Source organism: Streptomyces sp. SM11, assembly GCF_002910905.1.
Classification (GTDB): domain Bacteria; phylum Actinomycetota; class Actinomycetes; order Streptomycetales; family Streptomycetaceae; genus Streptomyces.
Genome location: NZ_NEUE01000212.1, coordinates 19119 through 46073 on the forward strand (window position 1 = coordinate 19119; position 26955 = coordinate 46073).

The 26955-nt window shown below is 71.6% G+C and carries 25 protein-coding genes; 21 read left to right on the plus strand and 4 right to left on the minus strand.

Annotated features, from left to right (window positions below; genetic code table 11):
- The first annotated feature begins 84 nt into the window (after positions 1-84).
- The 7 genes from hrcA (at position 85) to B9S58_RS20670 (ending at position 6662) form a co-directional block, all read left to right on the plus strand.
- The gene (hrcA, locus tag B9S58_RS20640; RefSeq protein WP_103533591.1) at positions 85-1101 is read left to right on the plus strand and encodes a heat-inducible transcriptional repressor HrcA; all 1017 of its coding nucleotides are present in this window, start codon (positions 85-87) and stop codon (positions 1099-1101) included.
- The gene (gene dnaJ, locus B9S58_RS20645; protein WP_103533592.1) at positions 1102-2247 is read left to right on the plus strand and encodes a molecular chaperone DnaJ; all 1146 of its coding nucleotides are present in this window, start codon (positions 1102-1104) and stop codon (positions 2245-2247) included.
- 133 nt (positions 2248-2380) lie between these two features.
- A complete protein-coding gene (locus tag B9S58_RS20650; RefSeq protein ID WP_103533593.1) occupies positions 2381-3454 on the plus strand; it encodes a nitronate monooxygenase in 1074 nt (357 codons plus the stop codon).
- A complete protein-coding gene (locus B9S58_RS20655; RefSeq protein WP_103533594.1) occupies positions 3451-4197 on the plus strand; it encodes a 16S rRNA (uracil(1498)-N(3))-methyltransferase in 747 nt (248 codons plus the stop codon). The genes B9S58_RS20650 and B9S58_RS20655 overlap by 4 nt, the downstream gene beginning before the upstream one ends.
- 100 nt (positions 4198-4297) lie before the next feature.
- The gene (locus tag B9S58_RS20660; RefSeq protein WP_103533595.1) at positions 4298-4657 is read left to right on the plus strand and encodes a histidine triad nucleotide-binding protein; all 360 of its coding nucleotides are present in this window, start codon (positions 4298-4300) and stop codon (positions 4655-4657) included.
- A gap of 14 nt (positions 4658-4671) precedes the next feature.
- Positions 4672-5586 carry a ribonuclease Z gene (locus tag B9S58_RS20665; protein ID WP_103533596.1) on the plus strand — a complete coding sequence of 305 codons (915 nt, stop codon included), beginning with the start codon at positions 4672-4674 and terminating at the stop codon, positions 5584-5586.
- An 83-nt stretch (positions 5587-5669) separates the two neighbouring features.
- Positions 5670-6662, plus strand: a complete 993-nt coding sequence (locus tag B9S58_RS20670) for an adenosine deaminase (RefSeq protein ID WP_103533597.1) — start codon at positions 5670-5672, stop codon at positions 6660-6662.
- Here the strand turns inward: B9S58_RS20670 and B9S58_RS20675 are convergent.
- Complete coding sequence (locus B9S58_RS20675; RefSeq protein ID WP_103533598.1) at positions 6626-7990, minus strand: MFS transporter; 1365 nt, start codon at positions 7988-7990, stop codon at positions 6626-6628. The two genes, B9S58_RS20670 and B9S58_RS20675, sit on opposite strands and share 37 nt — an antisense overlap.
- 411 nt (positions 7991-8401) lie before the next feature.
- Between B9S58_RS20675 and B9S58_RS20680 the strand changes: the two genes are divergently transcribed.
- The 5 genes from B9S58_RS20680 to B9S58_RS20700 all read left to right on the plus strand — a co-directional run bounded on the left by B9S58_RS20680 (position 8402) and on the right by B9S58_RS20700 (position 13967).
- A complete protein-coding gene (locus B9S58_RS20680; RefSeq protein ID WP_103533599.1) occupies positions 8402-9514 on the plus strand; it encodes a carbohydrate kinase family protein in 1113 nt (370 codons plus the stop codon).
- Between the two features lie 153 nt (positions 9515-9667).
- A complete protein-coding gene (locus B9S58_RS20685; RefSeq protein ID WP_103533600.1) occupies positions 9668-11812 on the plus strand; it encodes a PhoH family protein in 2145 nt (714 codons plus the stop codon).
- Positions 11813-11824: 12 nt separating this feature from the next.
- The gene (gene ybeY, locus B9S58_RS20690) at positions 11825-12322 is read left to right on the plus strand and encodes an rRNA maturation RNase YbeY (RefSeq protein WP_003969265.1); all 498 of its coding nucleotides are present in this window, start codon (positions 11825-11827) and stop codon (positions 12320-12322) included.
- Entirely contained in the window at positions 12319-13617 is a 1299-nt protein-coding gene (locus B9S58_RS20695; RefSeq protein ID WP_103533601.1) for a hemolysin family protein, read from the plus strand. Before ybeY ends, B9S58_RS20695 begins: the two co-directional genes overlap by 4 nt.
- Positions 13614-13967, plus strand: coding sequence for an MmcQ/YjbR family DNA-binding protein (locus B9S58_RS20700; RefSeq protein ID WP_103533602.1), 354 nt, complete (start codon positions 13614-13616; stop codon positions 13965-13967). Before B9S58_RS20695 ends, B9S58_RS20700 begins: the two co-directional genes overlap by 4 nt.
- 72 nt (positions 13968-14039) lie before the next feature.
- On the opposite strand, the gene B9S58_RS20705 is transcribed toward B9S58_RS20700, so the two are convergent.
- On the minus strand, positions 14040-15476 hold the full coding sequence (locus B9S58_RS20705; RefSeq protein ID WP_103533603.1) for an MFS transporter: 1437 nt from the start codon (positions 15474-15476) through the stop codon (positions 14040-14042).
- A 101-nt stretch (positions 15477-15577) separates the two neighbouring features.
- Between B9S58_RS20705 and B9S58_RS20710 the strand changes: the two genes are divergently transcribed.
- The 5 genes from B9S58_RS20710 (at position 15578) to B9S58_RS20730 (ending at position 20721) form a co-directional block, all read left to right on the plus strand.
- Entirely contained in the window at positions 15578-16471 is an 894-nt protein-coding gene (locus B9S58_RS20710; protein WP_103533604.1) for a helix-turn-helix transcriptional regulator, read from the plus strand.
- Positions 16472-16547: 76 nt separating this feature from the next.
- Entirely contained in the window at positions 16548-16901 is a 354-nt protein-coding gene (locus tag B9S58_RS20715; RefSeq protein ID WP_103533605.1) for a cytidine deaminase, read from the plus strand.
- 278 nt (positions 16902-17179) lie between these two features.
- The gene (locus B9S58_RS20720) at positions 17180-18529 is read left to right on the plus strand and encodes a beta-xylosidase (RefSeq protein WP_103533606.1); all 1350 of its coding nucleotides are present in this window, start codon (positions 17180-17182) and stop codon (positions 18527-18529) included.
- 126 nt (positions 18530-18655) lie between these two features.
- Positions 18656-19603 carry a WxL protein peptidoglycan domain-containing protein gene (locus B9S58_RS20725; protein ID WP_103533607.1) on the plus strand — a complete coding sequence of 316 codons (948 nt, stop codon included), beginning with the start codon at positions 18656-18658 and terminating at the stop codon, positions 19601-19603.
- A gap of 71 nt (positions 19604-19674) precedes the next feature.
- On the plus strand, positions 19675-20721 hold the full coding sequence (locus tag B9S58_RS20730; RefSeq protein ID WP_374935697.1) for a GTPase Era: 1047 nt from the start codon (positions 19675-19677) through the stop codon (positions 20719-20721).
- Between the two features lie 25 nt (positions 20722-20746).
- Here the strand turns inward: B9S58_RS20730 and B9S58_RS20735 are convergent, their stop codons facing one another.
- Positions 20747-21013 carry a protealysin inhibitor emfourin gene (locus tag B9S58_RS20735; protein ID WP_103533608.1) on the minus strand — a complete coding sequence of 89 codons (267 nt, stop codon included), beginning with the start codon at positions 21011-21013 and terminating at the stop codon, positions 20747-20749.
- A 112-nt stretch (positions 21014-21125) separates the two neighbouring features.
- Entirely contained in the window at positions 21126-22202 is a 1077-nt protein-coding gene (locus B9S58_RS20740; protein ID WP_103533609.1) for a M4 family metallopeptidase, read from the minus strand.
- A gap of 289 nt (positions 22203-22491) precedes the next feature.
- On the opposite strand from B9S58_RS20740, the gene leuA reads away from it, so the two are divergent.
- The 4 genes from leuA to B9S58_RS20760 all read left to right on the plus strand — a co-directional run bounded on the left by leuA (position 22492) and on the right by B9S58_RS20760 (position 26928).
- Positions 22492-24267 carry a 2-isopropylmalate synthase gene (gene leuA, locus B9S58_RS20745; RefSeq protein WP_103533610.1) on the plus strand — a complete coding sequence of 592 codons (1776 nt, stop codon included), beginning with the start codon at positions 22492-22494 and terminating at the stop codon, positions 24265-24267.
- Positions 24268-24500: 233 nt separating this feature from the next.
- Positions 24501-25205, plus strand: coding sequence for a TerB family tellurite resistance protein (locus B9S58_RS20750; protein WP_103533690.1), 705 nt, complete (start codon positions 24501-24503; stop codon positions 25203-25205).
- A 56-nt stretch (positions 25206-25261) separates the two neighbouring features.
- Positions 25262-26008, plus strand: a complete 747-nt coding sequence (gene recO / locus B9S58_RS20755; protein WP_026237355.1) for a DNA repair protein RecO — start codon at positions 25262-25264, stop codon at positions 26006-26008.
- Positions 26009-26100: 92 nt separating this feature from the next.
- Positions 26101-26928, plus strand: coding sequence for an isoprenyl transferase (locus B9S58_RS20760; protein ID WP_103533611.1), 828 nt, complete (start codon positions 26101-26103; stop codon positions 26926-26928).
- The last annotated feature ends 27 nt before the right edge of the window (positions 26929-26955 follow it).

A 26955-nucleotide genomic window follows, 5' to 3' on the forward strand; every position in this document is an offset into this window, starting at 1 on the left:
TGCGGGGATTGCTGGCACTCGAACGCGCCGAGTGCCAGCCGGACACCGGAGAGATCCGGAGAGACACAGCTGGAGGTGTGCGCGATGCTCAGCGAACGCAGACTCGAAGTGCTGCGCGCCATCGTCCAGGACTATGTCGGCACCGAGGAGCCCGTCGGCTCCAAGGCCCTGACCGAACGGCACCGGCTGGGGGTCTCCCCGGCCACCGTCCGCAACGACATGGCGGTGCTGGAGGACGAGGGCTTCATCGCCCAGCCGCACACGAGCGCGGGCCGCATCCCCACCGACAAGGGGTACCGCCTCTTCGTCGACAGGCTCGCGGGCGTCAAGCCGCTGTCCTCGCCCGAGCGCCGGGCCATCCAGAACTTCCTGGACGGCGCGGTCGACCTCGACGACGTGGTCGGCCGGACGGTGCGGCTGCTCGCGCAGCTGACCCGGCAGGTCGCCGTCGTGCAGTACCCCTCGCTGACCCGCTCGACGGTGCGGCACGTGGAACTGCTGGCGCTCGCCCCAGCTCGGCTGATGCTCGTCCTGATCACGGACACCGGCCGGGTCGAACAGCGTATGATCGACTGTCCTGCACCGTTCGGTGAGACATCGCTCGCGGATCTGCGGGCCCGGCTCAACAGCCGGGTCGTCGGACGCCGCTTCGCGGATGTCCCGCGGCTGGTGCAGGAGCTGCCGGAATCTTTCGACAGCGAGGACCGGGGGACGGTTTCCACGGTTCTTTCCACCCTCCTCGAAACACTGGTCGAGGAGACGGAGGAGCGGCTGATGATCGGCGGCACCTCCAACCTCACCCGCTTCGGACACGACTTCCCGGTGATGATCCGGCCGGTGCTGGAAGCACTGGAGGAACAAGTCGTCCTGCTGAAGCTGCTCGGTGAGGCAACGGACTCCGGCATGACCGTACGAATCGGGCACGAGAACGCCCACGAGGGGCTCAACTCCACGTCCGTCGTCGCGGTCGGCTACGGTTCGGGCGACGAGGCAGTCGCCAAACTCGGCGTGGTCGGACCGACCCGCATGGACTACCCCGGAACGATGGGAGCGGTACGCGCAGTGGCACGTTACGTCGGACAGATCCTGGCGGATTCGTAAGTGGCCACGGACTACTACGCCGTACTAGGCGTGCGCCGCGACGCATCTCAGGACGAGATCAAGAAGGCATTCCGTCGGCTCGCCCGCGAGCTGCACCCGGATGTCAACCCGGACCCGAAGACCCAGGAGCGGTTCAAGGAGATCAACGCCGCTTACGAGGTGCTCTCGGACCCGCAGAAGAAGCAGGTCTACGACCTCGGCGGCGACCCGTTCTCCGCCGCCGGCGGTGGCGGTGGCGGTGGCGCGGGCGGTTTCGGGGCCGGCGGCTTCGGCAACTTCTCCGACATCATGGACGCGTTCTTCGGCAACGCCGCGCAGCGCGGGCCCCGCTCGCGGACCCGGCGCGGCCAGGACGCCATGATCCGGCTGGAGATCGACCTCAACGAGGCGGCCTTCGGCACCACCAAGGACATCCAGGTCGACACGGCCGTCGTCTGCACCACCTGCAGCGGCGAGGGCGCGGCCCCCGGCACCTCCGCCCAGACCTGTGACATGTGCCGCGGCCGCGGCGAGGTCTCGCAGGTCACCCGGTCCTTCCTGGGCCAGGTCATGACCTCGCGGCCCTGCCCGCAGTGCCAGGGTTTCGGCACGGTCGTGCCCACCCCCTGCCCGGAGTGCGCCGGCGACGGCCGCATCCGCTCGCGGCGCACCCTCACGGTCAAGATCCCCGCGGGCGTCGACAACGGCACCCGCATCCAGCTCGCCGGTGAGGGCGAGGTCGGCCCCGGCGGCGGCCCGCCCGGCGATCTGTACGTGGAGATCCACGAGCTGCCGCACGCCGTCTTCCAGCGGCGCGGCGACGATCTGCACTGCACGGTCACCATCCCCATGACGGCCGCGGCCCTCGGCACCAAGTGTCCGCTGGAGACGCTGGACGGCCTGGAGGAGATCGACATCCGGCCCGGCACCCAGTCCGGCCAGTCCGTGCCCCTGCACGGGCGCGGGATCACGCATCTGCGCGGCGGCGGCCGGGGCGACCTGATCGTGCACGTCGAGGTGACGACCCCCTCCAAGCTCGACGCGGAACAGGAGCGGCTCCTGCGGGAGTTCTCCAAGCTGCGCGGCGAGGAGCGACCTCTGGGTCAGTTTCAGCCAGGTCAGCAGGGGCTCTTCTCCCGGCTGAAGGACGCGTTCAACGGTCGCTGAACCACTTCTCCCCTTTCACCGCACCGCCCGCCGGTTCCGTACCGGCGGGCGGTGCGGCGTACGGCGGGAGAACCGGTCAGGCCGTCGGCTGGCTGATTCGGCCCCGTGCACGGGCACGTGGCACGATGCGCTCATGTCCTCCGAGTTGACCGATCTCTGCCGGTATCCGATCGTGCAGGCACCCATGGCGGGCGGCGCGTCCGGACCTCAGCTCGCCGGGGCCGTCGCCGATGCCGGCGGGCTCGGATTCCTGGCCGCCGGGTACAAGACGGCGGACGGGATGTACAACGAGATCAAACAGCTGCGCCGGCTCACCGGCGGGCCGTTCGGCGTCAACCTCTTCATGCCGCAGCCCGCGCTCGCCGACCCCAGCGCCGTCGAGGTCTACCGCCACCAGCTCGCCGGCGAGGCCACCTGGTACGAGACCCCGCTCGGAGACCCGGACAGCAGCGGCGACGACGGCTACGAGGCGAAGGTCGCGATCCTGCTGGAGGACCCGGTCCCGGTGGTCTCCTTCACCTTCGGCTGCCCCACCCGCGACACCCTCGACGCCTTCGCCAGGGTTCGGACGCACACCATCGTCACGGTCACCTCGGCCGAGGAGGCCCAGAGCGCCCAGTGGGCGGGCGCCGACACCGTCTGCGTCCAGGGCGTCGAGGCGGGCGGCCACCAGTCCACCCACCGCGACGACCCGCAGGCCGACCAGGCCGGCACCGGGCTGCTCTCCCTCATCACGCAGGTCCGCGAGACCGTGCAGATCCCGGTCGTCGCCACCGGCGGCCTGATGCGCGGCGCACAGATCGCCGCCGTCCTCGCGGCGGGCGCGGACGCCGCCCAGCTCGGCACCGCCTTCCTGATCTGCCCCGAGTCCGGGGCGCACCCGCTGCACAAGCAGGCCCTGACCAACCCGCTGTTCGTCCGCACCGAGCTGACCCGCGCCTTCTCCGGGCGGCCCGCCCGCGGTCTGGTCAACCGCTTCGTCCGCGAACACGGCCCGTACGCCCCCGCCGCCTACCCCCAGGTCCACTACGTCACCAGCGGGCTGCGCCGGGCCGCCGCCAAGGCCGGGGACGCTCAGGGCATGGCCCTGTGGGCCGGACAGGGCCACCGGATGGCCCGCGAACTGCCCGCGGGCGAGCTGATCGAGCTGCTCGCCGCCGAACTGGAGGCCGCCCGGTCCTCCCTGAGCATGAGGAGCCCCCGGTGACCGCACCGGTTTTCGTCGTCGAACGGATGCCCACCGGGCCGGAGTTCGTCCTGGACGGCCCCGAAGGACGGCACGCCGTCTCCGTCAAGCGGCTCAAGCCCGGCGAGGAACTCGTCCTCACCGACGGCCTCGGCCACTGGGCGGACGGCGTCGTGCGGGCCGCCGAGGGCAAGGACCGCCTCACGGTCACCGTCCGCGCAACCGTCCAGGAGGAGCCCGTACCCGAACCCCGGATCACCGTCGTCCAGGCACTCCCCAAGGGTGACCGGGGCGAGCTGGCGGTCGAGACGATGACCGAGACCGGCGTCGACGCGATCGTGCCCTGGCAGGCGGCCCGCTGCATCACCCAGTGGAAGGGCGAGCGGGGCGCCAAGGCCCTGACGAAGTGGCGCAGTACGGCGCGGGAGGCGGGCAAGCAGTCCCGCCGGGTGCGCTTCCCCGAGGTGACCGACGCCATGACGACCAAGCAGGTCGCCGCACTGCTCGCCGCCGCCGACCTCGCCGGGGTCCTCCACGAGGACCGCGACCACGACAGCACGCCCCTCGCCAACGCCGAACTGCCCGCGACCGGTTCGATCGTCCTCGTCGTCGGACCGGAGGGCGGCGTCTGTCCGCAGGAGCTGGCCGCCTTCGCCGAGGCGGGCGCCCGCCCCTACCGCCTCGGCCGGAGCGTGCTGCGCACCTCCACCGCCGGTACGGCCGCGACCGCGCTGCTGCTGGGACGCACGGGACGCTGGGGCTGAAACGCGGAGGCACCCCGTCAGGAGGCTGCCCGGCGATAGCATGCCCGTGTACTGATCTTCGGAGAAGCGAACCGACCACCAGCGACGAGGAGGCCCGGCCATGGCGGGAGAGCCGCAGTCCGACTGCCTGTTCTGCAAGATCGTCTCGGGAGACATCCCGGCGACCATCGTCCGCGAGAGCGAGAACACCGTCGCCTTCCGCGACATCAACCCGCAGGCCCCGACCCACGTCCTGGTCATCCCCAAGGTCCACTACCCGGACGCCGCCTCCCTCGCCGCCGCCGAACCGCAGATCGCCGCGGACGTGCTGCGCGAGGCCGGAGCGGTCGCCGTCGACGAGAAGATCGACGACAGCGGCTACCGGATCATCCTCAACACGGGCTCCGGCGCCGGACAGACCGTCTTCCACGCGCACGCCCACGTCCTGGGCGGCCGCGGCCTCCAGTGGCCTCCCGGATAACGAAAGCCTCCACCATGTCCGTACGCGAGCTGGTGGTGCTCGGCACCGCCAGCCAGGTCCCCACCCGGCACCGCAACCACAACGGCTATCTGCTGCGCTGGGACGGCGAGGGCATCCTCTTCGATCCCGGCGAGGGCACCCAGCGCCAGATGCTGCGGGCCGGGGTCGCCGCGCACGACATCCACCGGATCTGTATCACCCACTTCCACGGTGACCACTCCCTCGGGCTCGCCGGGGTGATCCAGCGGATCAACCTCGACCAGGTGCCGCACCCGGTGACCGCGCACTACCCGGCGAGCGGGCAGCACTTCTTCGACCGGCTGCGGTACGCCACCGCCTACCGTGAGACCGTCGAGCTGAACCGGGCCCCGGTCGCCGGAGCCGGCGGCGTCCTCGCCGCCATGCCCGCGTACACCCTGGACAGCAGGAAGCTCTCGCACCCCGTCGAGTCGTACGGCTACCGCCTCACCGAGCCCGACAGCCGCCGCATGCTGCCCGCCCTCCTCAAGGAGCACGGCATCGCCGGACCGGACGTCGGCCGCCTCCAGCGGGCGGGCTCCCTCGGCGGCGTCACCCTGGAGCAGGTCTCCGAGCACCGGCGCGGGCAGCGGTTCGCGTTCGTCATGGACACCCGGCTCTGCGACGGGGTGTACGCGCTCGCCGAGGGCTGCGACATGCTCGTCATCGAGTCGACCTTCCTCGACGAGGACGAGAAGCTGGCTGTCGACCACGGGCACCTGACCGCCGGACAGGCCGCCCGGGTGGCGAAGGAGTCGGGCGTGCGCCACCTCGTGCTGACCCACTTCTCCCAGCGCTACAGCGACCCGGAACTCTTCGAGACCCAGGCCCGAGCCGCCGGGTTCGACGGCGAACTCACCGTCGCCCAGGACCTGATCCGCGTCCCGGTCCCCACCCGCCACCACCACTGAAACATCCGCACCACCGCCGACAACCGCACCACCGCCGACAACCACTCCACCGTCAACAACCGCACCACCGTTTGCGAGACACCGTGCACCTCCCCAAGGCCGAACTCCACCTCCACATCGAAGGCACCCTCGAACCCGAGCTGGCCTTCGCTCTCGCGGAGCGCAACGGGGTGGCCCTGCCGTACGCCACCACCGACGAACTGCGCGCCGCCTACGAGTTCGAGGACCTCCAGTCCTTCCTGGACCTCTACTACGCGCTGATGGCCGTGCTGCGTACGGAGGAGGACTTCGCCGAACTCGTCGATGCCTACCTCACCCGCGCCGCCGCCCAGGGCGTCCGGCACGCCGAGATCTTCTTCGACCCGCAGGCCCACACCGCCCGCGGCGTCCCGATCGGCACGGTCATCGAAGGGATCGGCCGGGCCCTGGAGCGCAGCGAGGAGAGGCACGGCGTCTCCACCCAGCTGATCATGTGCTTCCTGCGCGACCTGTCCGCTGAATCGGCCCTCGGCACCCTGGACGCGGCCAAGCCCTATCTGCACCGGATCAGCGCGATCGGCCTGGACTCCGCCGAGGTCGGCCACCCGCCGGCCAAGTTCCGCGCGGTGTACGAGGAAGCCACCGCCCTCGGCCTGCGCAAGGTCGCCCACGCGGGGGAGGAGGGCCCGCCGGAGTACATCCGGGAGGCCCTGGACGTCCTCGGCGTCGAGCGCGTCGACCACGGGCTGCGCTGTCTGGAGGACCCGGAGCTGGTGGCACGGCTGGTCGCCGACCGGGTGCCGCTCACGCTCTGCCCGCTCTCCAACGTACGGCTGCGCACGGTCGACACGCTGGGGGACCACCCGCTGCCGCAGATGATGGCCGCGGGGCTCCTCTGCACGGTGAACTCCGACGACCCCGCCTACTTCGGCGGGTACGCCGGGGACAACTTCGACGCCGTCCGCGACGCGCTCGACCTGGACCGGGAACAGCTGCGCACCCTGGCCCGCAACTCCTTCGAGGCGGCTTTCCTCGACCACGACGAGGAGCGCCGGGCGCGCTACCTGTCCGAGGTCGAGGCGTACGCGTTCGACTGACCCGGGCCGCCGTCCGGACCGGCCGTCCGGATCGCGCTGCGCACCAGCCGCCTGCGCCGCAGCGCCGGTACGCGCAGCTCCGTGACGGCCTGCTCCGGTGAACCGAGCTTCGGCACCGCGCCGGGCAGGCCCCCGGTGGTGGCGGCGAGCAGGGCGGCCGGTGCGCCACCGCGGCGGCGCACCGAACCGGGCACCAGCGGACGGCCGCCGGTGTGCAGGGCCACGGCGGTCACCGGGGCGGCGACCAGCAGGGTGGCCGCCCCCAGGATCAGCCCCATGGCCGGATAGCCGGCCTTCTCGGAGAGCACACTGCCCAGCAGCGGGCCGCAGGCCACCCCCACGGAGGAGGCCGAGCCCGCCAGCACCGCCCACCGCCCGCGTACATCCAGGGAGGCGGCCAGCCCGATGAGGTAGGAGAGGACCACCGGGTAGCAGGTGTTCCACAGCACCTCGCCGGTCGCGAACGATCCGAGGTCCCGGGCCGATGAGCAGAGCACGATGCTCGCCGCGATGACCACGGTCCCCAGCCCGATCGGCACCGCCCGGCCGAGCCGCGCGCCGAGCAGCCCGGCGCCTGTCACCCCGAGCAGACCCGCGCCGAGCGCGGCGGCGAACACCGCGCCGACGGTGACCTCGGACAGCCCCGCCTGGACGGCGCCGATACGGCTGCTCACGCCCCACAGCGCGTTCTGCGCCATGGACCAGACGAGCATGCCGCCCGCCAGGACGAGCCCGGAGCGGCGGTGCGGGAGCCGTCCGGTGATCTGCGAGGTGGTTTCCTCCGCCGCCGTCGCCGCACCGCCGAGCCGGGCGGTCGCGGGCCAGACGAGCAGGGCGACCAGGGCGATCGCGGTGAACGGAAGCCGGTGGCCGCCGCCGAGGTGGGGGATCGTCAGATAGAGGACGCCCGCCGTGGCGGACACGGTGAGCAGCCCGAGCGCGGACGTCCGGTGCGGGTCGCGCCGGGCGGCGATCCCGGCCGCCGCGACCGCCGTCGCCGTGCCCGAGCCGAAGCCGCCGACCACCACGCCGAGCACCACCAGCGGCACGGACCCGGCGAGCGCGGCACAGCCGTAACCGACGGCGGCCAGCAGCAGGCCGACGCGGGCGGGGGCGCGTGCCCCGTACCGCTCGACCCGGCCCGCCAGCGAGAAGCCGGCACCGGCCGAGCTGAGGAGCAGGGCGCTGCCGACCAGTCCCGCCTGGGCGGGACTCAGCCCGAGATGGGCGCTGAGCCGGCCGACGACGGTGGGGAGCAGATAGGCGGCGAGGTAACCGGCGGTGAACACGGCAACCAGGGGCCACGCGGCACCGGGGCGCGAGGACATGGGCGTTCCTGAAGACATGCCTGAGCAGGCAGGGGGAGGGGAGGGGGTGGAGCGGGGCACGGCGAAGCGAGCGGGGGCATGCGAAGGCATGGAGGTATTGCAGTGGTGTGCAGCGAGATGCTGAGATATGCGGCTCTCGTCGGAGAAGGCCCCCGAAGGTGCTCGCGGGGCAATTTGTATCAAGCGCTCCAGGCTCCCCGAAAGCTACCCTGATGTGATCTGGGTCACTTATGCGTTTATGCAGGGAAACCCGGGGTAGCAGCGCATGTTTATGCAGGTCGGGGCTGCTGCGAACACATGGGTGCGGCCACGGTGTTCCTCCCGGGCGGATCGGTCGGATCGGGCAGACTGGCCGCATCTGACACGGTCCGGATCCCGCCGAGATCCGCCGCACGACCCCGGGAGCGCACGGTGAGCACAGACACTCCGGGCATTGACCCGCTGCTGGCGCTGCGCGCCCCCCGCGACCCCGCCTGCGATGTCTTCCTGACCGGCCCGGTCTTCCTCGACATCATCTTCACCGGCCTGGACAGCGCCCCGGTGCGCGGCACCGAGTCCTGGGCCCGGGGGATGGGATCCAGCCCCGGCGGCGTCGCCAACATGGCCACCGCCCTCGCCCGCCTCGGTCTGCGCACCTCCCTCGCAGCCGCCTTCGGTGACGACCACTACGGGGAGTACTGCTGGGACGCCCTCGAACAGGGCGAGGGAATCGATTTGTCGATGTCGCACACCGTCCCCGGCTGGCACTCCCCGGTCACCGTCTCCATGGCGTACGAGGGAGAGCGCACGATGGTCTCCCACGGCCACGAGGCGCCCGCCCCCACCGGAGCCCCCGGGCCCCCCGCACCCGGCCCGGCCTTCCCGCGCTGCCCGCCACGCGCCCGTGCCGCCGTCGCCTCGCTCGCCCCGGGCCGGGGCGAACCCTGGGTGGCCGCCGCCGCCCGGAACGGCGCGCTGATCTTCGCCGACGTCGGCTGGGACGAGACCGGCCGCTGGGACCTGGACGCCCTGCCCGGCCTGGCGCACTGCGAGGCGTTCCTGCCCAACGCCGAGGAGGCGATGCGCTACACCCGCACCGACTGCCCGCGCGCCGCCGCCCACGCGCTCGCCGAACGCGTCCCGCTCGCCGTGGTCACCCTGGGCGCCGAGGGAGCGTACGCCGTCGACGGCCGCACCGGCGCCGCCGCCTCGGTACCCGCCATCGATGTGGCGGCCCTCGACCCCACCGGCGCCGGGGACGTCTTCGTCGCCGGCTTCGTGACCGGCACCCTCGCCGACTGGCCGCTCGCCGACCGGCTCGCCTTCGCCGGGCTCACCGCCGCCCTCTCGGTCCAGGAGTTCGGCGGCTCGCTCTCCGCCCCCGGCTGGGCCGAGGTCGCCGCCTGGTGGCAGCTGATCCGCAGCTGCGCGGACCAGGACCCCGCCGCGCTGGAGCGCTACGCCTTCCTGGACGACCTGCTGCCCACCACGGCCCGCGCCTGGCCGCTGCGGCGCGCGGTGCCCACGATCGGCTTCCGCCAGTGACCGGGCCCGGTGGCCCGGCCCGGAAGCGCCCGCGGAGCGGCCGGTAAAACCTCTCGGCGTTGTCACCGCCAGGTCGTAGGCTTGGTAATCCAGAGGTTGTCGAGCAGCGAGAACCCTGCAACGGGAGGTATGCGCAGGCCCGAGGGCTGGCCCATGACTCAGACACCCACACAGCCGCAGGCGCGTGCCCAGATCAGGATCCCGGCCGCACACCCCATGGTGATGCTCCTCGGATCGGGTGACTCGCTGTTGCGCGTGATCGAAGAGGCTTTCCCGGCGGCCGACATCCATGTCCGGGGCAACGAGATCAGTGCCACGGGCGAGGCCGCCGAGGTCGCTCTCATCCAACGCCTGTTCGACGAGATGATGCTCGTGCTCCGCACCGGAGCGCCGATGACGGAGGACGCAGTGGAACGGTCGATCGCCATGCTCAGGGCGGCCGGCAGCGGCGGGGGAGAGCCCGGGGGCGAGACGCCCGCAGAGGTGCTCACACAGAACATCCTCTCCAACCGCGGCCGCACCATCCGCCCCAAGACGCTCAACCAGAAGCGGTACGTCGACGCGATCGACCAGCACACCATCGTCTTCGGGATCGGCCCGGCGGGCACGGGCAAGACCTACCTGGCCATGGCCAAGGCCGTTCAGGCCCTGCAGTCCAAGCAGGTCAGCCGGATCATCCTGACCCGACCCGCGGTAGAGGCGGGGGAGCGGCTCGGCTTCCTGCCGGGCACCTTGTTCGACAAGATCGACCCGTATCTGCGCCCGCTCTACGACGCCCTGCACGACATGCTCGACCCCGACTCGATCCCGCGGCTGATGGCGGCGGGCACGATCGAGGTGGCGCCGCTGGCATACATGAGGGGTCGAGCCCAGCCGCGATTCACGAAGGTCCTGACGCCGGACGGATGGCGGCCCATCGGTGACCTTCAGGTCGGAGACTTGGTCATCGGTTCCAACGGCGAGCCGACCCCCGTCCTCGGCGTGTATCCGCAGGGCGAGAAGGACATCTACCGCGTCAGCGCCCAGGACGGCTCCTGGACTCTGTGTTGCGGTGAGCACCTGTGGACGGTCCGGACCGCCTCCGACCGCCGCCGGGACAAGCCGTGGCGGGTCCTGGAGACCAAGGAGATGATCGGCAACCTCCGCGCGGCGCACGCCCGCCGCTACGAGCTGCCGATGCTGACCGCACCCGTCAGCTTCCCCGTGCGCGAGGTCCCGATGGACCCGTACGCGCTCGGACTGCTGCTGGGCGACGGCTGCCTCACCGGATCCACCACACCGTCCTTCGCCACCGCTGACCAGGACCTTGCCGAAGCGCTGCAAGGAGCGCTCACAGGCGTCACCCTGCGGCACAAGGGCGGGCCGGACTACGTGCTGAACCGCACCAAGGCACCGGGCGACGTGGTGACACTGGAGAACCCGGTCACCGGCGTCCTGCGGCAGCTGGACCTTCTGGGAACCCGGTCCCACTCGAAGTTCGTTCCGGACGACTATCTGCACAACTCCGCCGAGATTCGTCTCGGAGTGCTCCAAGGTCTCCTCGATGCCGACGGCGGTCCGGTCACGCAGTCGGACCGAACCTGTCGCGTTCAGTACACGACCGCGTCGATCGCTCTCCGAGACGACGTCATCGCTCTGGTCCAGTCGCTCGGAGGAGTGGCGTACACCCGCCGTCGGCCCGCAGCAGGACGTGCGCCGGGACTCGCCAAGGGCCGGCCGGTCCACCACCGCTACGACGCCCATGTCGTCGACATCCGCCTCCCGGAAGGAATCGAGCCCTTCCGTCTCGCCCGCAAGGCCGAGAAATACCACGCGGCCGGAGGCGGCGGACGCCCCATGCGGTTCATCGACAGCATCGAGCCGGCCGGACGCGAAGAGGCGGTCTGCATCCAGGTGGCGGCCGAGGACTCGCTGTACGTCACCCAGGACTACCTGCTGACGCACAACACGCTCAATGACGCGTTCATCATCCTCGACGAGGCGCAGAACACCAGCGCCGAGCAGATGAAGATGTTCCTCACCCGCCTCGGCTTCGACTCCAAGATCGTCGTCACCGGTGACGTCACCCAGGTCGACCTGCCGAGCGGCACCAAGAGCGGGCTGCGGCAGGTCCAGGACATCCTGGAAGGGCTGGACGACGTGTACTTCTCCCGGCTCACCTCCCAGGATGTCGTCCGGCACAAGCTCGTCGGCCGTATCGTCGACGCGTACGAGAAGTACGACAGCCGAAACGGTCAGCAGGACGGTCAGGCGGAAGGCCGCGCAGACGGCCGACCCGACCGTCGTCAAAGGAAGTAGTCGCAGCGCACCATGTCGATCGACGTCAACAACGAGTCCGGAACCGAGGTCGACGAGCAGGCGATCCTCGACATCGCCCGCTACGCACTGGCCCGGATGCGGATCCACCCGCTGTCCGAGCTCTCGGTGATCGTCGTGGACACCGACGCCATGGAGCAGCTGCACATCCAGTGGATGGACCTCCCCGGCCCGACCGATGTCATGTCCTTCCCGATGGACGAGCTGCGTCCGCCGGCCAAGGACGACGAGGAGCCCCCACAGGGGCTCCTCGGTGACATCGTGCTCTGCCCGGAGGTCGCGAAGAAGCAGGGCGAAGAGGCCCCGACGCAGCACTCCATGGACGAGGAGCTCCAACTCCTGACCGTCCACGGAGTGCTGCACCTGCTGGGGTACGACCACGAGGAGCCGGACGAGAAGGCCGAGATGTTCGGCCTCCAGGCCGCCATCGTGGACGGCTGGCGCGGGGAGCACGGGCTCACCGGCGCGTCCCCCGCCCCCACCGTCTCGTGAGCGCGCCCCTGATCGTCGGCGCCGTCCTGCTGGTCGTCGTCGGCTGGCTCGCCGCCTGCGCGGAGGCCGGCATCGCCCGCACCTCCAGCTTCCGGGCGGACGAAGCGGTCCGCTCCGGGCGGCGCGGCAGCGCGAAGCTGGCGCAGATCGCGGCCGACCCCACCCGCTATCTCAACGTCGCCCTGCTGGTGCGGGTCGCCTGCGAGATGTCGGCAGGGGTCCTCGTCACCTACGTCTGCCTCCAGGAGCTTCCCGAGACCTGGGAGGCGCTGGCGGTCGCGATGGGCGTGATGGTGCTCGTCTCCTACGTCGCCATCGGCGTCTCCCCGCGCACCATCGGCCGCCAGCACCCGCTGAACACGGCCACGGCCTCGGCGTACGTCCTGCTGCCGCTGGCCAGGATCATGGGGCCGATCCCGCAGCTGCTGATCCTCGTCGGCAACGCGCTGACCCCGGGCAAGGGGTTCCGCAAGGGGCCGTTCGCCAGCGAGGCCGAGCTGCGCGCCATGGTCGACCTCGCCGAGGCGGAGTCGCTCATCGAGGACGACGAGCGCCGCATGGTGCACTCCGTCTTCGAGCTGGGCGACACCCTGGTCCGCGAGGTCATGGTGCCGCGCACCGACCTCGTCTCCATCGAGCGCTACAAGACGATCCGGCAGGCCCTCACCCTCGCCCTGCGCTCCGGCTTCTCCCGGATCCCGGTCACCGGCGAGAACGAGGACGACGTCGTCGGGATCGTCTACCTCAAGGACCTGGTCCGCAAGACGCACATCAACCGCGAGTCCGAGGCCGACCCCGTCTCCACCGCGATGCGTCCCGCCGCCTTCGTCCCCGACACCAAGAACGCCGGGGACCTGCTGCGCGAGATGCAGCAGGACCGCAGCCATGTCGCGGTCGTCATCGACGAGTACGGCGGCACCGCGGGCATCGTCACCATCGAGGACATCCTGGAGGAGATCGTCGGCGAGATCACCGACGAGTACGACCGGGAGCTGCCGCCCGTCCAGGAGCTGGAGAACGGCTGCTACCGGGTCACCGCCCGGCTCGACATCGGGGACCTCGGCGGCCTCTTCGGCCTCGACGAGTACGACGACGAGGACGTGGAGACCGTCGGCGGCCTGCTCGCCAAGGCGCTCGGCCGAGTCCCGATCGCCGGCGCTTCGGCGACGGTCGAGCTGCCCGACGGCCGCGGGCTCCGGCTGACCGCCGAGTCCCCGGCCGGCCGCCGGAACAAGATCGTCACGGTGCTGGTGGAGCCGGAGCACAAGCACACCGAGGAGAAGGAAGCGGAATGACGCCGGAGCGGCTGCGGGCCTTCTGCCTGGAGTTCAACGCGAGCGTGGAGGAGTTCCCGTTCGGCCCCGAGACCTCCGTCTTCAAGGTGCTCGGCAAGATGTTCGCGCTCACCGCGCTGGACGGGCGGCCGCTCACGGTCAATCTCAAGTGCGATCCCGACGAGGCGATCCGGCTGCGCGGGACGCACCCCGCGATCGTGCCCGGCTGGCACATGAACAAGCGGCACTGGAACACGGTGACCGTCTCCGGCGTCCCGGACCGGCTGCTGCGCGAGCTGGTCGAGGACTCCTACGACCTGGTGGTCGCCGGACTCCCGAAGGCGGAGCGGCTGCGCCTGGACCGCCCGTAGGACGTACGCGTACGGGACCGGGCCCGCTCCTTCCCCGTGGGGAGCGGGCCCGGCCGCGTACCGTCCGGGCGCTCAGCTCCGCCGCAGACCGGCCGCCACCGCCGCGCCCGCCGCCAGCAGGATCGCCGCGGCGACCGCCACCACCGTCCGTACGCCGTCGAACAGGGTGTCCTGCGTCGTGGCCAGCACCCCCAGCAGCGGGATGCCGACCGTGAGGCCCACCTGCTGGGTCGTGGTGACCAGCCCGGTCGCCAGGCCCTGCTGCTCGTTCGGGATGCCGGACGTCACGGTCAGCCCGTACGCGATGATCGCGCCCAGGTGGCACATGCTCGCCAGCGACACCGCCGCCGTGGCCAGCCACACGCCCGACCCCGTGCCCAGACCCAGCAGCGCGCCGATGAACAGGCCCTGGCCGAGCAGCGACAGCTCCAGGGTCCGGCGGGCGCCGACCCGGCCGATCAGCTTCGGCGCGAACATCCCGGCCACCACCGACAGCACGCCCTGCACCCCGAAGACCAGACCGGTGGAGAACGGTGAGAGGTCCAGGACCTCCTGGAGGTACAGCGTCAGGACGAAGACGACCGTGCTCATCATCGAGAAGGTCACCAGACCGCCGAGGTTGCCGAACGCCACCGTCCGCCGCCGCAGCATCGGCAGCGACACCAGCGGGGCCGCCGAGCGGGACTCCACCACGACGAACGCCGACAGCAGAACGACGCCGAGGACCAGCGTGACCAGGACGTCCGCGCCGCCGAAGCCGCGTTCCGCCGCCGTCGACAGCGAGTAGATCAGTGCCAGCAGACCGCCGGTGACGCTCACCGCGCCCGGTACGTCCAGCCGGGGCCGGTCCTTCGTACGCGACTCCTCCAGGACCTTCGGGGCCGGTACCAGCACCACGACCGAGGCCAGCGCCAGCAGGCCCATCGTGGAGCGCCAGCCCAGCGTCTCGGTCAGCACCCCGCCCGCGACCATGCCCACCGTGAAGCCGAGTGACAGCAGGGTCCCGCTGATCCCGAGCGCCCGGTCGCGCAGCGGACCCTCCGGGAACGTGGTCGTCAGCAGGGACATCCCGGTAGGCACGATGACCGCGGCCCCCAGGCCCTGGAGGGCCCGTCCGGCGAGGAAGGAGGCCGGGTCCCAGGCCAGCGTCGCCAGCAGGGACGAGGCGCCGAAGACGGTGAGCCCGATGAGGAACAGCCTGCGCCGCCCGTACAGATCGGCGATCCTCCCGAAGAGCAGCAGGAAGCCCCCCGACGGCAGCGCGAACGCGGTGATCGCCCACTGGAGCCCCGTGGTGCTCAGCCCCAGGTCCCGGCCGAGCACCGGCAGTGCCACGTTCAGTACGGAGAAGTCCAGGGCCACCATGAACTGGGCGGCGCACAGCACGAAGAGGACCAGCCGGGCCCGGCCCGAGAGCCTGGGCGGGGCGGCCCCGGGGAGCGCGGGGGTCGGCGGGGGAGCAGGGGAAGCAGGGGAAGCAGCGGAGGTGGAAGGGGTTTCGATCGCCATGGGTCCCACCCTGCGGCGGCCGGAATATCCGTGGGGAGCGGGAACTTATCCTGTTGTCCGCACCACCAGGCAGGCGCACGCACGGACAGCAGGGGGAGTACGTGGCCACACCGGCCCAGCAGGCGACGGACGGCACGAAAGCCCACCGCCTCGCCGAACTGCGGGAGTTCCTCAGGAGCCGCCGGGCTCGCGTCACCCCGGACGAGGCGGGCCTGCCGGGGGGAGCCCGCCGCCGCACCCCGGGCCTGCGCCGCGAGGAGGTCGCCGTCCTCGCCGGGGTGGGCGTCTCCTGGTACCAGTGGCTGGAGCAGGGCCGCGACATCACCGTCTCGCCGCAGGTGCTGGACTCCGTCGCCCGTGTACTGCGGCTCAGGAGCGCCGAGCGCCGCCATCTGTACGTGCTGGCCGGGCTGAACCCGCCACCGGCCGAGGTCGATCCGGCCGACGCCGACATGTGCGAGGGGCTGATCCGGCTCATCGACGCCTGGATGCCCTACCCGGCCCACATCATGGACCGTTACTGGAACACCGTCCTGTACAACGACGCGGCCGCCGCGGTGCTCGGCATGCGCCCGGACATCCGGCAGAACTGCCTGGTCGCCTTCTTCACCGACCCGGTCTACCGCGCGCGGACCGGGCAGAGCTGGGCGGCGCTCGCCCCGCAGGTGGTGGCACAGTTCCGGGCGGCCTGCTCGGACTCTCCGGAGGACGACGGATTCCGGGCCGTGGTCGAGGAGACGAAAGCGGCCAGCTCCGTGTTCTCCGAGCTGTGGGAGCGGCGCGACATCGCCCCCGCCGGCCAGAACCGCAAGGAGGTGGAGCACCCGCTCGTCGGCCGCCTGGTCCTGGAGGCCACCCAGCTGCGGGTGCCGGCCCGGCCGGATCTGGCGATCGTGCTGCACACCCCGCTGCCCGACACCGGCTGCGAGGCCAGACTCCAGTGGCTCGCCTCGCCCGAGGGGCGGCGTGGCTCGATGTACCCGGTGCCGGCGTGAGCGGCCCGGGACGGCCGGACGCTCCCGGTGCCGGGGTGACCTGCACCGGCCCCCGCCCGCTTCGTATGCTCGTGCCATGACCGACACCACGGAGCTCGACGCCGAGGACCGCAAGATCGTCACCCTGGCGCGCAGCGCCCGTGCCCGCAACGGGGTGCCCGAGGGCGCGGCCGTACGCGACGAGACAGGACGTACGTATGTCGCGGGCACGGTGGCGCTGGAGTCGCTGAAGCTCAGCGCCCTGCAGACCGCCGTCGCCATGGCGGTGGCCAGCGGCGCCACCTCGCTGGAGGCGGCGGCGGTCGTCTCCGCCGCCGGGGCCCCCTCCGACGACGACCGGGCCGCCGTGCGGGACCTGGGCGGACCGGACACCCCGGTGCTGCTCGCGGGCCCGGACGGCACGCTGCGGGTCCGCGTCACGGCGGGCTGAGCGGGGCCGCGTGACGGCCTGCCGAAACGGAACCCCTCCCGGTTGCGCCCGGCCACCGGAGCCAGGGCCCGGAGCGACGCCCCGCACCCCGCCCGGTGCGGCGCGTCGCGCCGCACCGGGCCGTCGAGTCGCACGGGACGTCGATCTTGACATCATCTGATGGGCCATCAGTCGTCGCGTTTCGTCTGCATTGACTTCTTTTTCGCCCGGGTCATCAATGGCCCCCTGCCGGTACGGAAGAGCCGCCGTGCCGCTTTCCGCAGGAGGGCATCGAATTCATGCGACCGACCACGCGAAGATCCACCGAACCGCGGCGCCGCTGGGCCGCCGCCCTGGGCATCACCGCACTCGTCGTCACCGGGGGAGGACTGCTCGGGGGACCGGCGCAGGCCGCCGCGACGGCCTCCGTCGCGGTGGACTTCCCCACCCACTGCATCCCGCCGCCCATCGCGGGCATCCCGCCCATCGACGGCACCACGACCGCGGAGATCACCGTCGACAACGCGACCCCGCAGGTCGGCGACACCGTCGCCGTGACCTACACCGTGGTCGAGCCCGCCGCCAGCAACCCCGTCGACCTGGCGCTGCCCGCCGACATCATGACGCCCACCGGGAAGGTCACCCTGGGCGGCGCGCAGAGCGGAGACATCACCGTCGCGGGGCCGAAGAAAAACGACCCGGTCCCCGGGAAGGGCGCCTTCCCGTCGTTCTCCATGACGGGCACGTTCACCGTCACCGAGCCCGGTGAGATCACCCTGTCGCCCGGCGACTACAACATCCACACCAGCTACATCATGGAGCTGGACACCCCCTGCACGGTGACGGACCCGCCCGCCCCCGTGTCGGAGACCGTCGTCGCCACCGATGGCGGCGGCCAGGTCAACGAGCGCGCCATCCAGCTCTCCGCGGCCTCCGGGCAGCCGGGCGACGAGGTCACCGTCACCGGCACGAAGTTCACTCCGGGCGCGGGCATCACCGTGGCGGGCCGCGACGGCGACGCGCAGACCGGCGACACCGCCTCGGCCACCGCCGACGGATCCGGGGCCTTCACCGCCCGGCTCACCGTCAGCGACCCGGACAGCACCGGCATCGTCGCCTACGAGGGCGGCGCCTGGGACGCCGGGAAGGGCGCGGGCCCCCAGGCGTACACCGTCACCGGAGGCGGTGAGATCCCCGACGGCGGTCAGCAGCTCACCACGACCGTCCGGGCGGGCACCCTGTCCATGACCCAGGCCGGCGACAGCGTCCAGCTGTCGGGGGTCGACTTCGGCCGGGGCGGCGCCTCCACCGGCGACCTGCGCACCGTGACCGTCGAGGACTTCCGGGGCGGCCCCGCGGGCTGGTCCCTGACCGGCAAGGTCACCGACTTCAAGGGTCCGGGCGGGGCGCGGATCAGCGCCGACGCCCTCGGCTGGACCCCGTCCTGCGCCACGAAGCCCGGCAGCCCGAGCACCTGCGCGGCGGGCAGCGCCGGAACGGTCGGCAGCGCCGGGGCCACCCTGGCGTCCACGCCCGACGGGACGGCCACCGGAGGGGAGTTCAGCGTGGACGCGGGCCTCTCCCTGGATGTGCCGGCCTTCACCGGGGCCGGTTCCTACGCGGGAGTGCTGACCCTCACCCTCACGTGAGGTCCCGCTCCTGCCCGGGAGCACGGGCCCCCACCCTGTCGTGAGGTCCCGCTCCTGATCCACCGTGGGCCGGGCGCGCACCCGGCCGGCCCACTCCACCCGGACACGTCCTGGGGGTCCCGCACCGTGCGCAAGCTCTCCGTACTCCTCCTGACGGGGGCCCTCCTGCTGTTCCCCGGCGCGCCCGCCGCCCACCCGGCCGACAACGGCAGCTGGTCCGTCCGGCCCGCCTCCGGCCCGTCCGGCGAACGCCCCTCCCTCTACCTCTCCGCCGCCCCCGGCACCACGCTCACCGACCGGGTCACCGTCACCAACAAGACCGCCGAACCGCTGACCCTGCGGCTGTACGCGGCCGACGCCTACAACACCCCGCGCGACGGCGGCTTCGCGGTCCGCGACCGGAACGAGAAGCAGCGCTCCGTCGGCGCCTGGGCCCGCACCGACCGGGACACCGTCACCGTGGGACCCAGGGCCTCGGTCACCGTGCCCCTGACCATCACCGTCCCGGAGAACGCCGAGCCGGGCGACCACCCCGGCGCCCTGATCGCCCTGGACGAACGCGTCGAGGCCACCCGGCGCGGCGCCCTGGCCGTCGGGGTTCGCAGGGCCGTCGGCACCCGGATCCACCTGCGGGTGAACGGGCCCACTGTGCCCGCGCTCTCCGTCGAGGACATCCGGATCGAGCAGGGCCGTCCGCTGGTCCCGGGCACCGGCAGGAGCCGCGCCGTCATCTCGTACACCCTGCACAACCGGGGCAACGTCACCCTCGCCCCCGCCGTCACCCTGCGCGCCGAGGGCCTCTTCGGCCGGACCCTGCTGGAGCGCGGCCTGACGAAGCTCCCCGCCGAGCTGCTGCCCCGCCAGCAGGTCCGGCTCACCGAGACCTGGGACGGCGCACCGCAGCTGGACCGGGCCGAGGTCGAGCTCACCGCCACCGCGAAGGGCACCCGGGAGTCGGCGGCCGTCACGTTCCTGGCGGTGCCGTGGCTCATGGCCGGGCTGCTCGCCGTGCTCGTCGCGGCCGGAGGGGCCCTGTGGGCACGGGCCCGCCGACGCCGTTCGCGTACGGCCTGAGGTATCCGTGACGGGCCCGAGTGCTGCCCCGTCCGGCCCACTGTGCGGCGCCGCCGCCGGGATCGGGGAGAATGGTCGCCATGAGCGCTCGACCGAACCAAGAATCCGCTGCCCCGCAAGCGGAGACCACCTCCCCCCACCGGGCCGGCTTCGCCTGCTTCGTGGGCCGCCCCAACGCAGGCAAGTCCACCCTCACGAACGCTCTCGTCGGTCAGAAGGTGGCGATCACCTCCAACCGCCCCCAGACCACCCGGCACACGGTGCGCGGCATCGTGCACCGTGACGACGCGCAGCTGATCCTGGTCGACACCCCCGGCCTCCACAAGCCGCGCACGCTGCTGGGCGAGCGGCTCAACGACGTCGTGCGGACGACCTGGGCCGAGGTCGACGTCATCGGCTTCTGCCTGCCCGCCGACCAGAAGCTCGGCCCCGGCGACAAGTACATCGTCAAGGAGCTCGCGGGGATCAAGAAGACCCCCAAGATCGCCATCATCACCAAGACCGACCTGGTGGAGTCCAAGGCGCTGGCCGAACAGCTCCTCGCCGTCTCCGCGCTCGCCGACGAGCTCGGCTTCGAGTGGGCCGAGATCATCCCGGTCTCGGCGGTCAAGGAGGAGCAGGGGGCCGGCAGCGGCCCCTCGGGCAAGGGCAAGGGCAGGGGCAGGAGTGATGACGGGCGAGGGGCAGGCCAGGTGGCCCTGCTCGCCGACCTCATCGCCCCGCTGCTCCCCGTGAGCCCGCCGCTCTACCCGGAGGGCGACCTCACCGACGAGCCGGAGATGGTCATGGTCGCGGAGCTGATCCGGGAGGCCGCACTGGAGGGCGTACGCGACGAGCTGCCGCACTCCATCGCGGTCGTCGTCGAGGAGATGCTGCCGCGCACGGACCGCCCGGCGGACAAGCCGCTGCTGGACATCCACGCCAACGTCTACATCGAGCGCCCCAGCCAGAAGGGCATCATCATCGGCCCGAAGGGCCAGCGGCTGAAGGACGTCGGCACCAAGTCCCGCAAGCACATCGAGGCCCTGCTCGGCACGCCGGTCTTCCTGGACCTGCACGTGAAGGTCGCCAAGGACTGGCAGCGCGACCCGAAGCAGCTGCGGAAGCTGGGCTTCTGACGTTCGTACGGCACGGGTGCCGATCTCACGCGCCCTCCTTGAGGACGCGTGAGATCAGCGTGCGCTGCGCCCCGGTCAGATCGGGGTCAGCGCAGTACACGGTGCGGTTCCCGACGGTGATCGCGTACCGGAAGCCGTCCGGCACTCCCGTCGGCGGGGCGTCCCCGGCGGAGCGGAGCGCCTCCTCGGCGAGCGCGTGCCACGCCGCGGCGTCGGCCCGGCCCTCGGTGTCGATCTCACGGCGGCGGGCGATGCCGGCGAAGCCGCCGGTCCGGCTGACCTGAATACGCATGGGGTCCTGTCTATCGGGGGCCGTACGGGCACTCAACCCCACCGGCTCGACCCCACCGGTCCGATGCCGCCCGCTCATCCCCGCCTCCGCGAACGGCCGGGTCATGGCCGGGTCACGTCCGGGTCGGAACGCCCACCTCCGACCAGGCCTTGAGAACCGCCTCCCGCTCGTCGCGCTCGCCGAAGCGACTCCCCGCCGCCGCGACCGTCAGCCGGGCGAACTCCGCGAAGTCCGCGTCGGCCGTCAGCTCGCCGCCGGTCAGCACGTCGAACCAGATCTGCCCGGCGCGCTCCCAGGAGTTGCCGCCCAGCGCGGTGGCTAGGAGGTAGAACGCGCGGTTGGGGATGCCTGAGTTGAGGTGGACCCCGCCGTTGTCCTGGTCCGTCTCGATGTAGTCGTCCATGGAACCCGGCTGCGGGTCCTTGCCGAGGACGTCGTCGTCGTACGCCGTGCCCGGGGCCTTCATCGAGCGCAGCGCGTCCCCGCTGACCCGGGGTGCCAGCAGCCCGGCCCCGATCAGCCAGTCGGCCTGCTCCGCGCTCTGGCCCAGCGAGTACTGCTTGACCAGCGAGCCGATGACGTCGGACACGGACTCGTTGAGCGCACCGGACTGGCCCTCGTACCGGAGGTTGGCGGTGTGCTGCGTCAGGCCGTGGGCCAGCTCGTGGGCGATCACGTCGACCGCGACGGTGAAGTCGAGGAAGATCTCGCCGTCGCCGTCCCCGAAGACCATCTGCTCGCCGTCGAAGAACGCGTTGTTGTACTCCTCGCCGTAGTGCACGGAGCCGGTCAGCGGCAGGCCCTTGCCGTCGATCGAGCTGCGCCCGTACGCCGAGAGCAGTAGCTCGAACGTGGCGCCGAGGCCGGCGTACGCGCGGTTGACGCTGGCGTCGGAGGTGGGTTTGTCGCCCTCGTCGCGGACCTGGCGGCCGGGCAGTGTGGTCCCGTTCTCGCAGTCGTAGAGGGCGCGGTGGGGCTTGGTGGGGACCGCGCCCGCTCCGGGGGCGGCCGGGGCGGCGGCGAGCGCCGTCAGCCGGCGGCGGTCGCGGCGCAGCCCGTCGGCCACCAGGGTGCGGCGGGCCGGGCCCGCGAGCCGGGCGTCGGCCGACCGGGACAGGTGATCGAGGACATGGGGCGGAACGATGGTGCAGAAGACGGGGTGGAGCTCGCCGTCGGTTCGAAGGTGCATGAAACGACTGTGGCATTCCGTCACCGTGCTGTCACTGGTTGCGACGATGATTGACGAAATGGAGTGATGAGTCACTGTTTACCCCTCGCCGATGCCCGGTCCCGCATACTGATACGGACCGACGCCACGGGCCACACTCGGTTACGCTCGTCGCATCATGCGTTTCGGGCTGCTTCTCCTTAGCTGCCGCGGCGAGGGCCTGTAGTCGTAGGCCGACCCCCTCCCCGCGGAGTTTGGTGCTGCAGCGGCACAGTCGGCCGACCCCCGCTGGACCGAGGAGCCCAACGCCATGACCACCGTGAACCCTGCCGTTAATTCTGTCGGCCGCCCCACCCCGATCACCAACGCGACGCAGCTGCAGAAGCCGTCCGGGATGCCGGTCCACAAGTACGCCGGCTACGAGGCCGTCGACATCGCCGACCGCACCTGGCCCGACAACCGGATCGCCGTGGCGCCCCGCTGGCTGTCCACCGATCTGCGCGACGGCAACCAGGCCCTGATCGACCCGATGTCCCCGGCCCGCAAGCGCGAGATGTTCGACCTGCTGGTCAAGATGGGGTACAAGGAGATCGAGGTCGGCTTCCCCTCCTCCGGCGAGACCGACTTCAACTTCGTCCGCTCCATCATCGAAGAGGGCGCGATCCCCGAGGACGTGACGATCTCCGTCCTGACGCAGGCCCGCGAGGAGCTGATCGAGCGCACCGTGGAGTCGCTGGCCGGCGCGCACCGGGCCACCGTCCACCTGTACAACGCCACCGCCCCCACCTTCCGCCGCGTCGTCTTCCGCGGCTCGCGCGACGAGGTCAAGCAGATCGCGGTGGACGGCACCCGACTGGTCATGGAGTACGCCGAGAAGATCCTGGGCCCGGAGACGACCTTCGGCTACCAGTACAGCCCGGAGATCTTCACCGACACCGAGCTGGACTTCGCCCTGGAGGTCTGTGAGGCCGTCTGCGACGTCTGGCAGCCGGAGGAGGGCCGCGAGATCATCCTCAACCTGCCCGCCACCGTGGAGCGTTCGACGCCCTCCACCCACGCGGACCGCTTCGAGTGGATGTCCCGCAACCTGACCCGCCGCGAGTTCGTCTGCCTGTCGGTCCACCCGCACAACGACCGGGGCACCGCCGTCGCCGCCGCCGAGCTGGCCATCATGGCCGGCGCCGACCGTATCGAGGGCTGCCTGTTTGGCCAGGGCGAGCGCACCGGCAACGTCGACCTGGTCACCCTGGGCATGAACCTGTTCTCCCAGGGCGTCGACCCGCAGATCGACTTCTCGCAGATCGACGAGATCCGCCGCACCAGCGAGTACTGCAACCAGATGGAGATCCACCCGCGCCACCCGTACGCGGGCGATCTGGTCTACACCGCCTTCTCCGGCTCCCACCAGGACGCCATCAAGAAGGGCTTCGACGCCCTGGAGCGCGACGCCGCCGCCCAGGGGAAGACGGTCGACGACATCGAGTGGGCCGTGCCGTACCTGCCGATCGACCCGAAGGACGTCGGCCGCTCCTACGAGGCCGTCATCCGCGTCAACTCGCAGTCCGGCAAGGGCGGTATCGCGTATGTCCTGAAGAACGACCACAAGCTGGACCTGCCCCGCCGGATGCAGGTCGAGTTCTCCCGGATCATTCAGGCCAAGACCGACGCCGAGGGCGGCGAGGTCACCCCGGCCCAGATCTGGACCACCTTCCAGGACGAGTACCTGCCGAACTCCGGGAACGCCTGGGGGCGCGTCCAGCTCCGCTCCGGCCAGACCACCACCGACACCGACGGCAAGGACACCCTGACCGTCGAGGCCACCGTCGACGGCGCGGACACCGTGCTGAGCGGCACCGGCAACGGCCCGATCTCCGCGTTCTTCGAAGCGCTGCAGGCCATCGGCATCGACGCCCGGCTGCTGGACTACACCGAGCACACGATGAGCGAGGGTGCCAGCGCCCAGGCCGCCTCGTACATCGAGTGCGCGATCGACGGCAAGGTCCTGTGGGGCATCGGCATCGACGCCAACACCACCCGCGCCTCGCTCAAGGCGGTCGTCTCCGCGGTCAACCGCGCGGCCCGCTGACCCGTCCGGGACCTCCTCGGTCTTCCGGGCCATCGCGCTCCCTCTCCGTACGGACGTCCGGTTCGACCCCGTACGGCAGCATTTACGGACCCCGACCACCCGCTCCGGGTGGTCGGGGTTCGGCCACATTCCGAGGGTTGTGACGTCCCAGAGGCTGACGTCGCATCACGCATGTGGCTAACATCACGTCCAACACACGGCAATGTTGCCGGAGCGTTACGGAGGTGTGCGACGTGCGGTCAGCCAAAGGACAACGCGCTCTGAGGCCGGTCCTCTGCGGCGTTCGCACCATCTGGGACGCCGTCGGTGACGGCGCCTTCTTCTGCCCCGGCTGCGGGGGAGACCGCAACTACCGCCGGCTCACCGGCCGGCGCCGCCTCACCGTCCTCGGCGTTCCCCTGGTCCGCCGGGGCGAGACCGAGCCCGTCGTCGAGTGCGCCGCCTGCCTCGTCCGCTACGCCCCTGAGGCCCTGGACCACCCCACCACCACCCGGTTCTCCGCGATGCTCCGCGAGGCCGTCCACACCGTCACCCTGGCCGTCCTCGCCGCCGGGGGCACCACCTCCCGCACGGTCCTGGAGGCCGCCGTCGCCACCGTGCGCGACGCCGGGCTCGACGACTGCACCCAGGAGCAGCTGTTCACCGTCGTCGAGGTGCTGGCCGCCGACACCGGACGGGGCTCCGGCTCCGACCCGGCCGCCGGGGCCTGCGGCCCGACCCTCGCCATCGAGCTGCACGAGGTGCTGGCCCCGCTCGCCCCGCACCTGGCCGTCGCCGGCCGCGAGTCCGTCCTCCTCCAGGGCGCCAGGATCGCGCTGGCCGACGGGCCCTACTGCGCCGCGGAGCGCCAGGTGCTGACCACGGTCGGCAGCGCCCTCCAGCTCCCCGCCGACGACACCGCCCGCCTGCTGGCGGCGGCCGCCCGTACGCCCTCGTGACGCCGTAACGGTCGACGGGCCCCCGCCACGGGCCCCAGGTGGGCGACAATGGGCCCATGAGCTTGTTCCGGGACGACGGCATCGTGCTGCGTACGCAGAAACTGGGCGAGGCCGACCGGATCATCACGATCCTGACCCGCGGCCACGGCCGGGTGCGGGCCGTCGCCCGCGGGGTGCGCCGCACCAAGTCCAAGTTCGGCGCCCGGCTGGAGCCCTTCTCCCACGTCGACGTGCAGTTCTTCGCGCGCGGCAGCGAGCTGGTCGGCCGCGGGCTGCCGCTCTGCACCCAGAGCGAGACGATCGCCCCCTACGGCGGCGGGATCGTCGCCGACTACGCCCGCTACACCGCGGGCACCGCGATGCTGGAGACCGCCGAGCGGTTCACCGACCACGAGGGCGAACCGGCCGTCCAGCAGTATCTGCTGCTCGTCGGCGGTCTGCGCACCCTCGCCCGGGGCGAGCACGCCCCCCACCTGATCCTGGACGCGTTCCTGCTGCGCTCGCTCGCGGTCAACGGGTACGCGCCCAGCTTCGAGGACTGCGCCAAGTGTGGAATGCCCGGTCCGAACCGGTTCTTCTCCGTCGCGGCGGGGGGCGTCATATGCGGTGACTGCCGGGTCCCCGGCAGCGTCGTACCCTCGGCACAGGCCCTGGCCCTGCTGAGCGCGCTGCTCAGCGGCGACTGGGCGACGGCGGACGCGTGCGAGGCGCGTCATGTCAGGGAGGGGAGCGGGCTGGTGTCCGCCTATCTGCACTGGCATCTGGAGCGCGGACTGCGCTCGCTGCGGTACGTGGAGAAGTGACGCCGTGCGTCGGGCAGACGACGCGGTGCGTGGATGGGACCCACCGGCAATTGGGGGGTGGGTCCAAGTGACACAGGGAGACTGAGAAGCTCATGGCAGTACGCGGGATCCTCGGCGGCCGTAACCGGCGCACGTACAAGACCCCCGAGCCGCACCCCACGGGCGCGACGCCTCCGAAGATCCCCGGCGAGCTGGTGCCCCAGCACGTCGCCGTCGTGATGGACGGCAACGGCCGCTGGGCCAAGGAGCGGGGTCTGCCCCGCACCGAGGGCCACAAGGTCGGTGAGGGCGTCGTCATGGACGTTCTCAAGGGCTGTATCGAGATGGGCGTGAAGAACCTCTCGCTGTACGCCTTCTCCACGGAGAACTGGAAGCGCTCGCCGGACGAGGTGAAGTTCCTGATGAACTTCAACCGCGACGTGATCCGCCGCCGCCGCGACGAGATGGACGAGCTCGGCATCCGCATCCGCTGGGTGGGCCGCATGCCCAAGCTGTGGAAGTCCGTCGTCCAGGAGCTCCAGGTCGCCCAGGAGCAGACCAAGGACAACGACAGGATGACGCTGTACTTCTGCGTCAACTACGGCGGCCGCGCCGAGATCGCGGACGCCGCGCAGCGCATCGCCCAGGACGTGGCGGCCGGGAAGCTCGACCCGTCCAAGGTCAACGAGAAGACCTTCGCGAAGTACACGTACTACCCGGACATGCCGGACGTGGACCTCTTCGTGCGCCCCAGCGGCGAGCAGCGCACCTCGAACTACCTGATCTGGCAGAGCGCGTACGCCGAGATGGTCTTCCAGGACGTTCTCTGGCCGGACTTCGACCGCCGGGACCTGTGGCGGGCCTGCCTGGAGTATGCCCAGCGCGACCGCCGCTTCGGCGGGGCGGAGGCCGCGGAGGCCGCGAAGACCGCCGAGAAGTGACGCGAAAAGTGACCTGAAAGAGGCGGG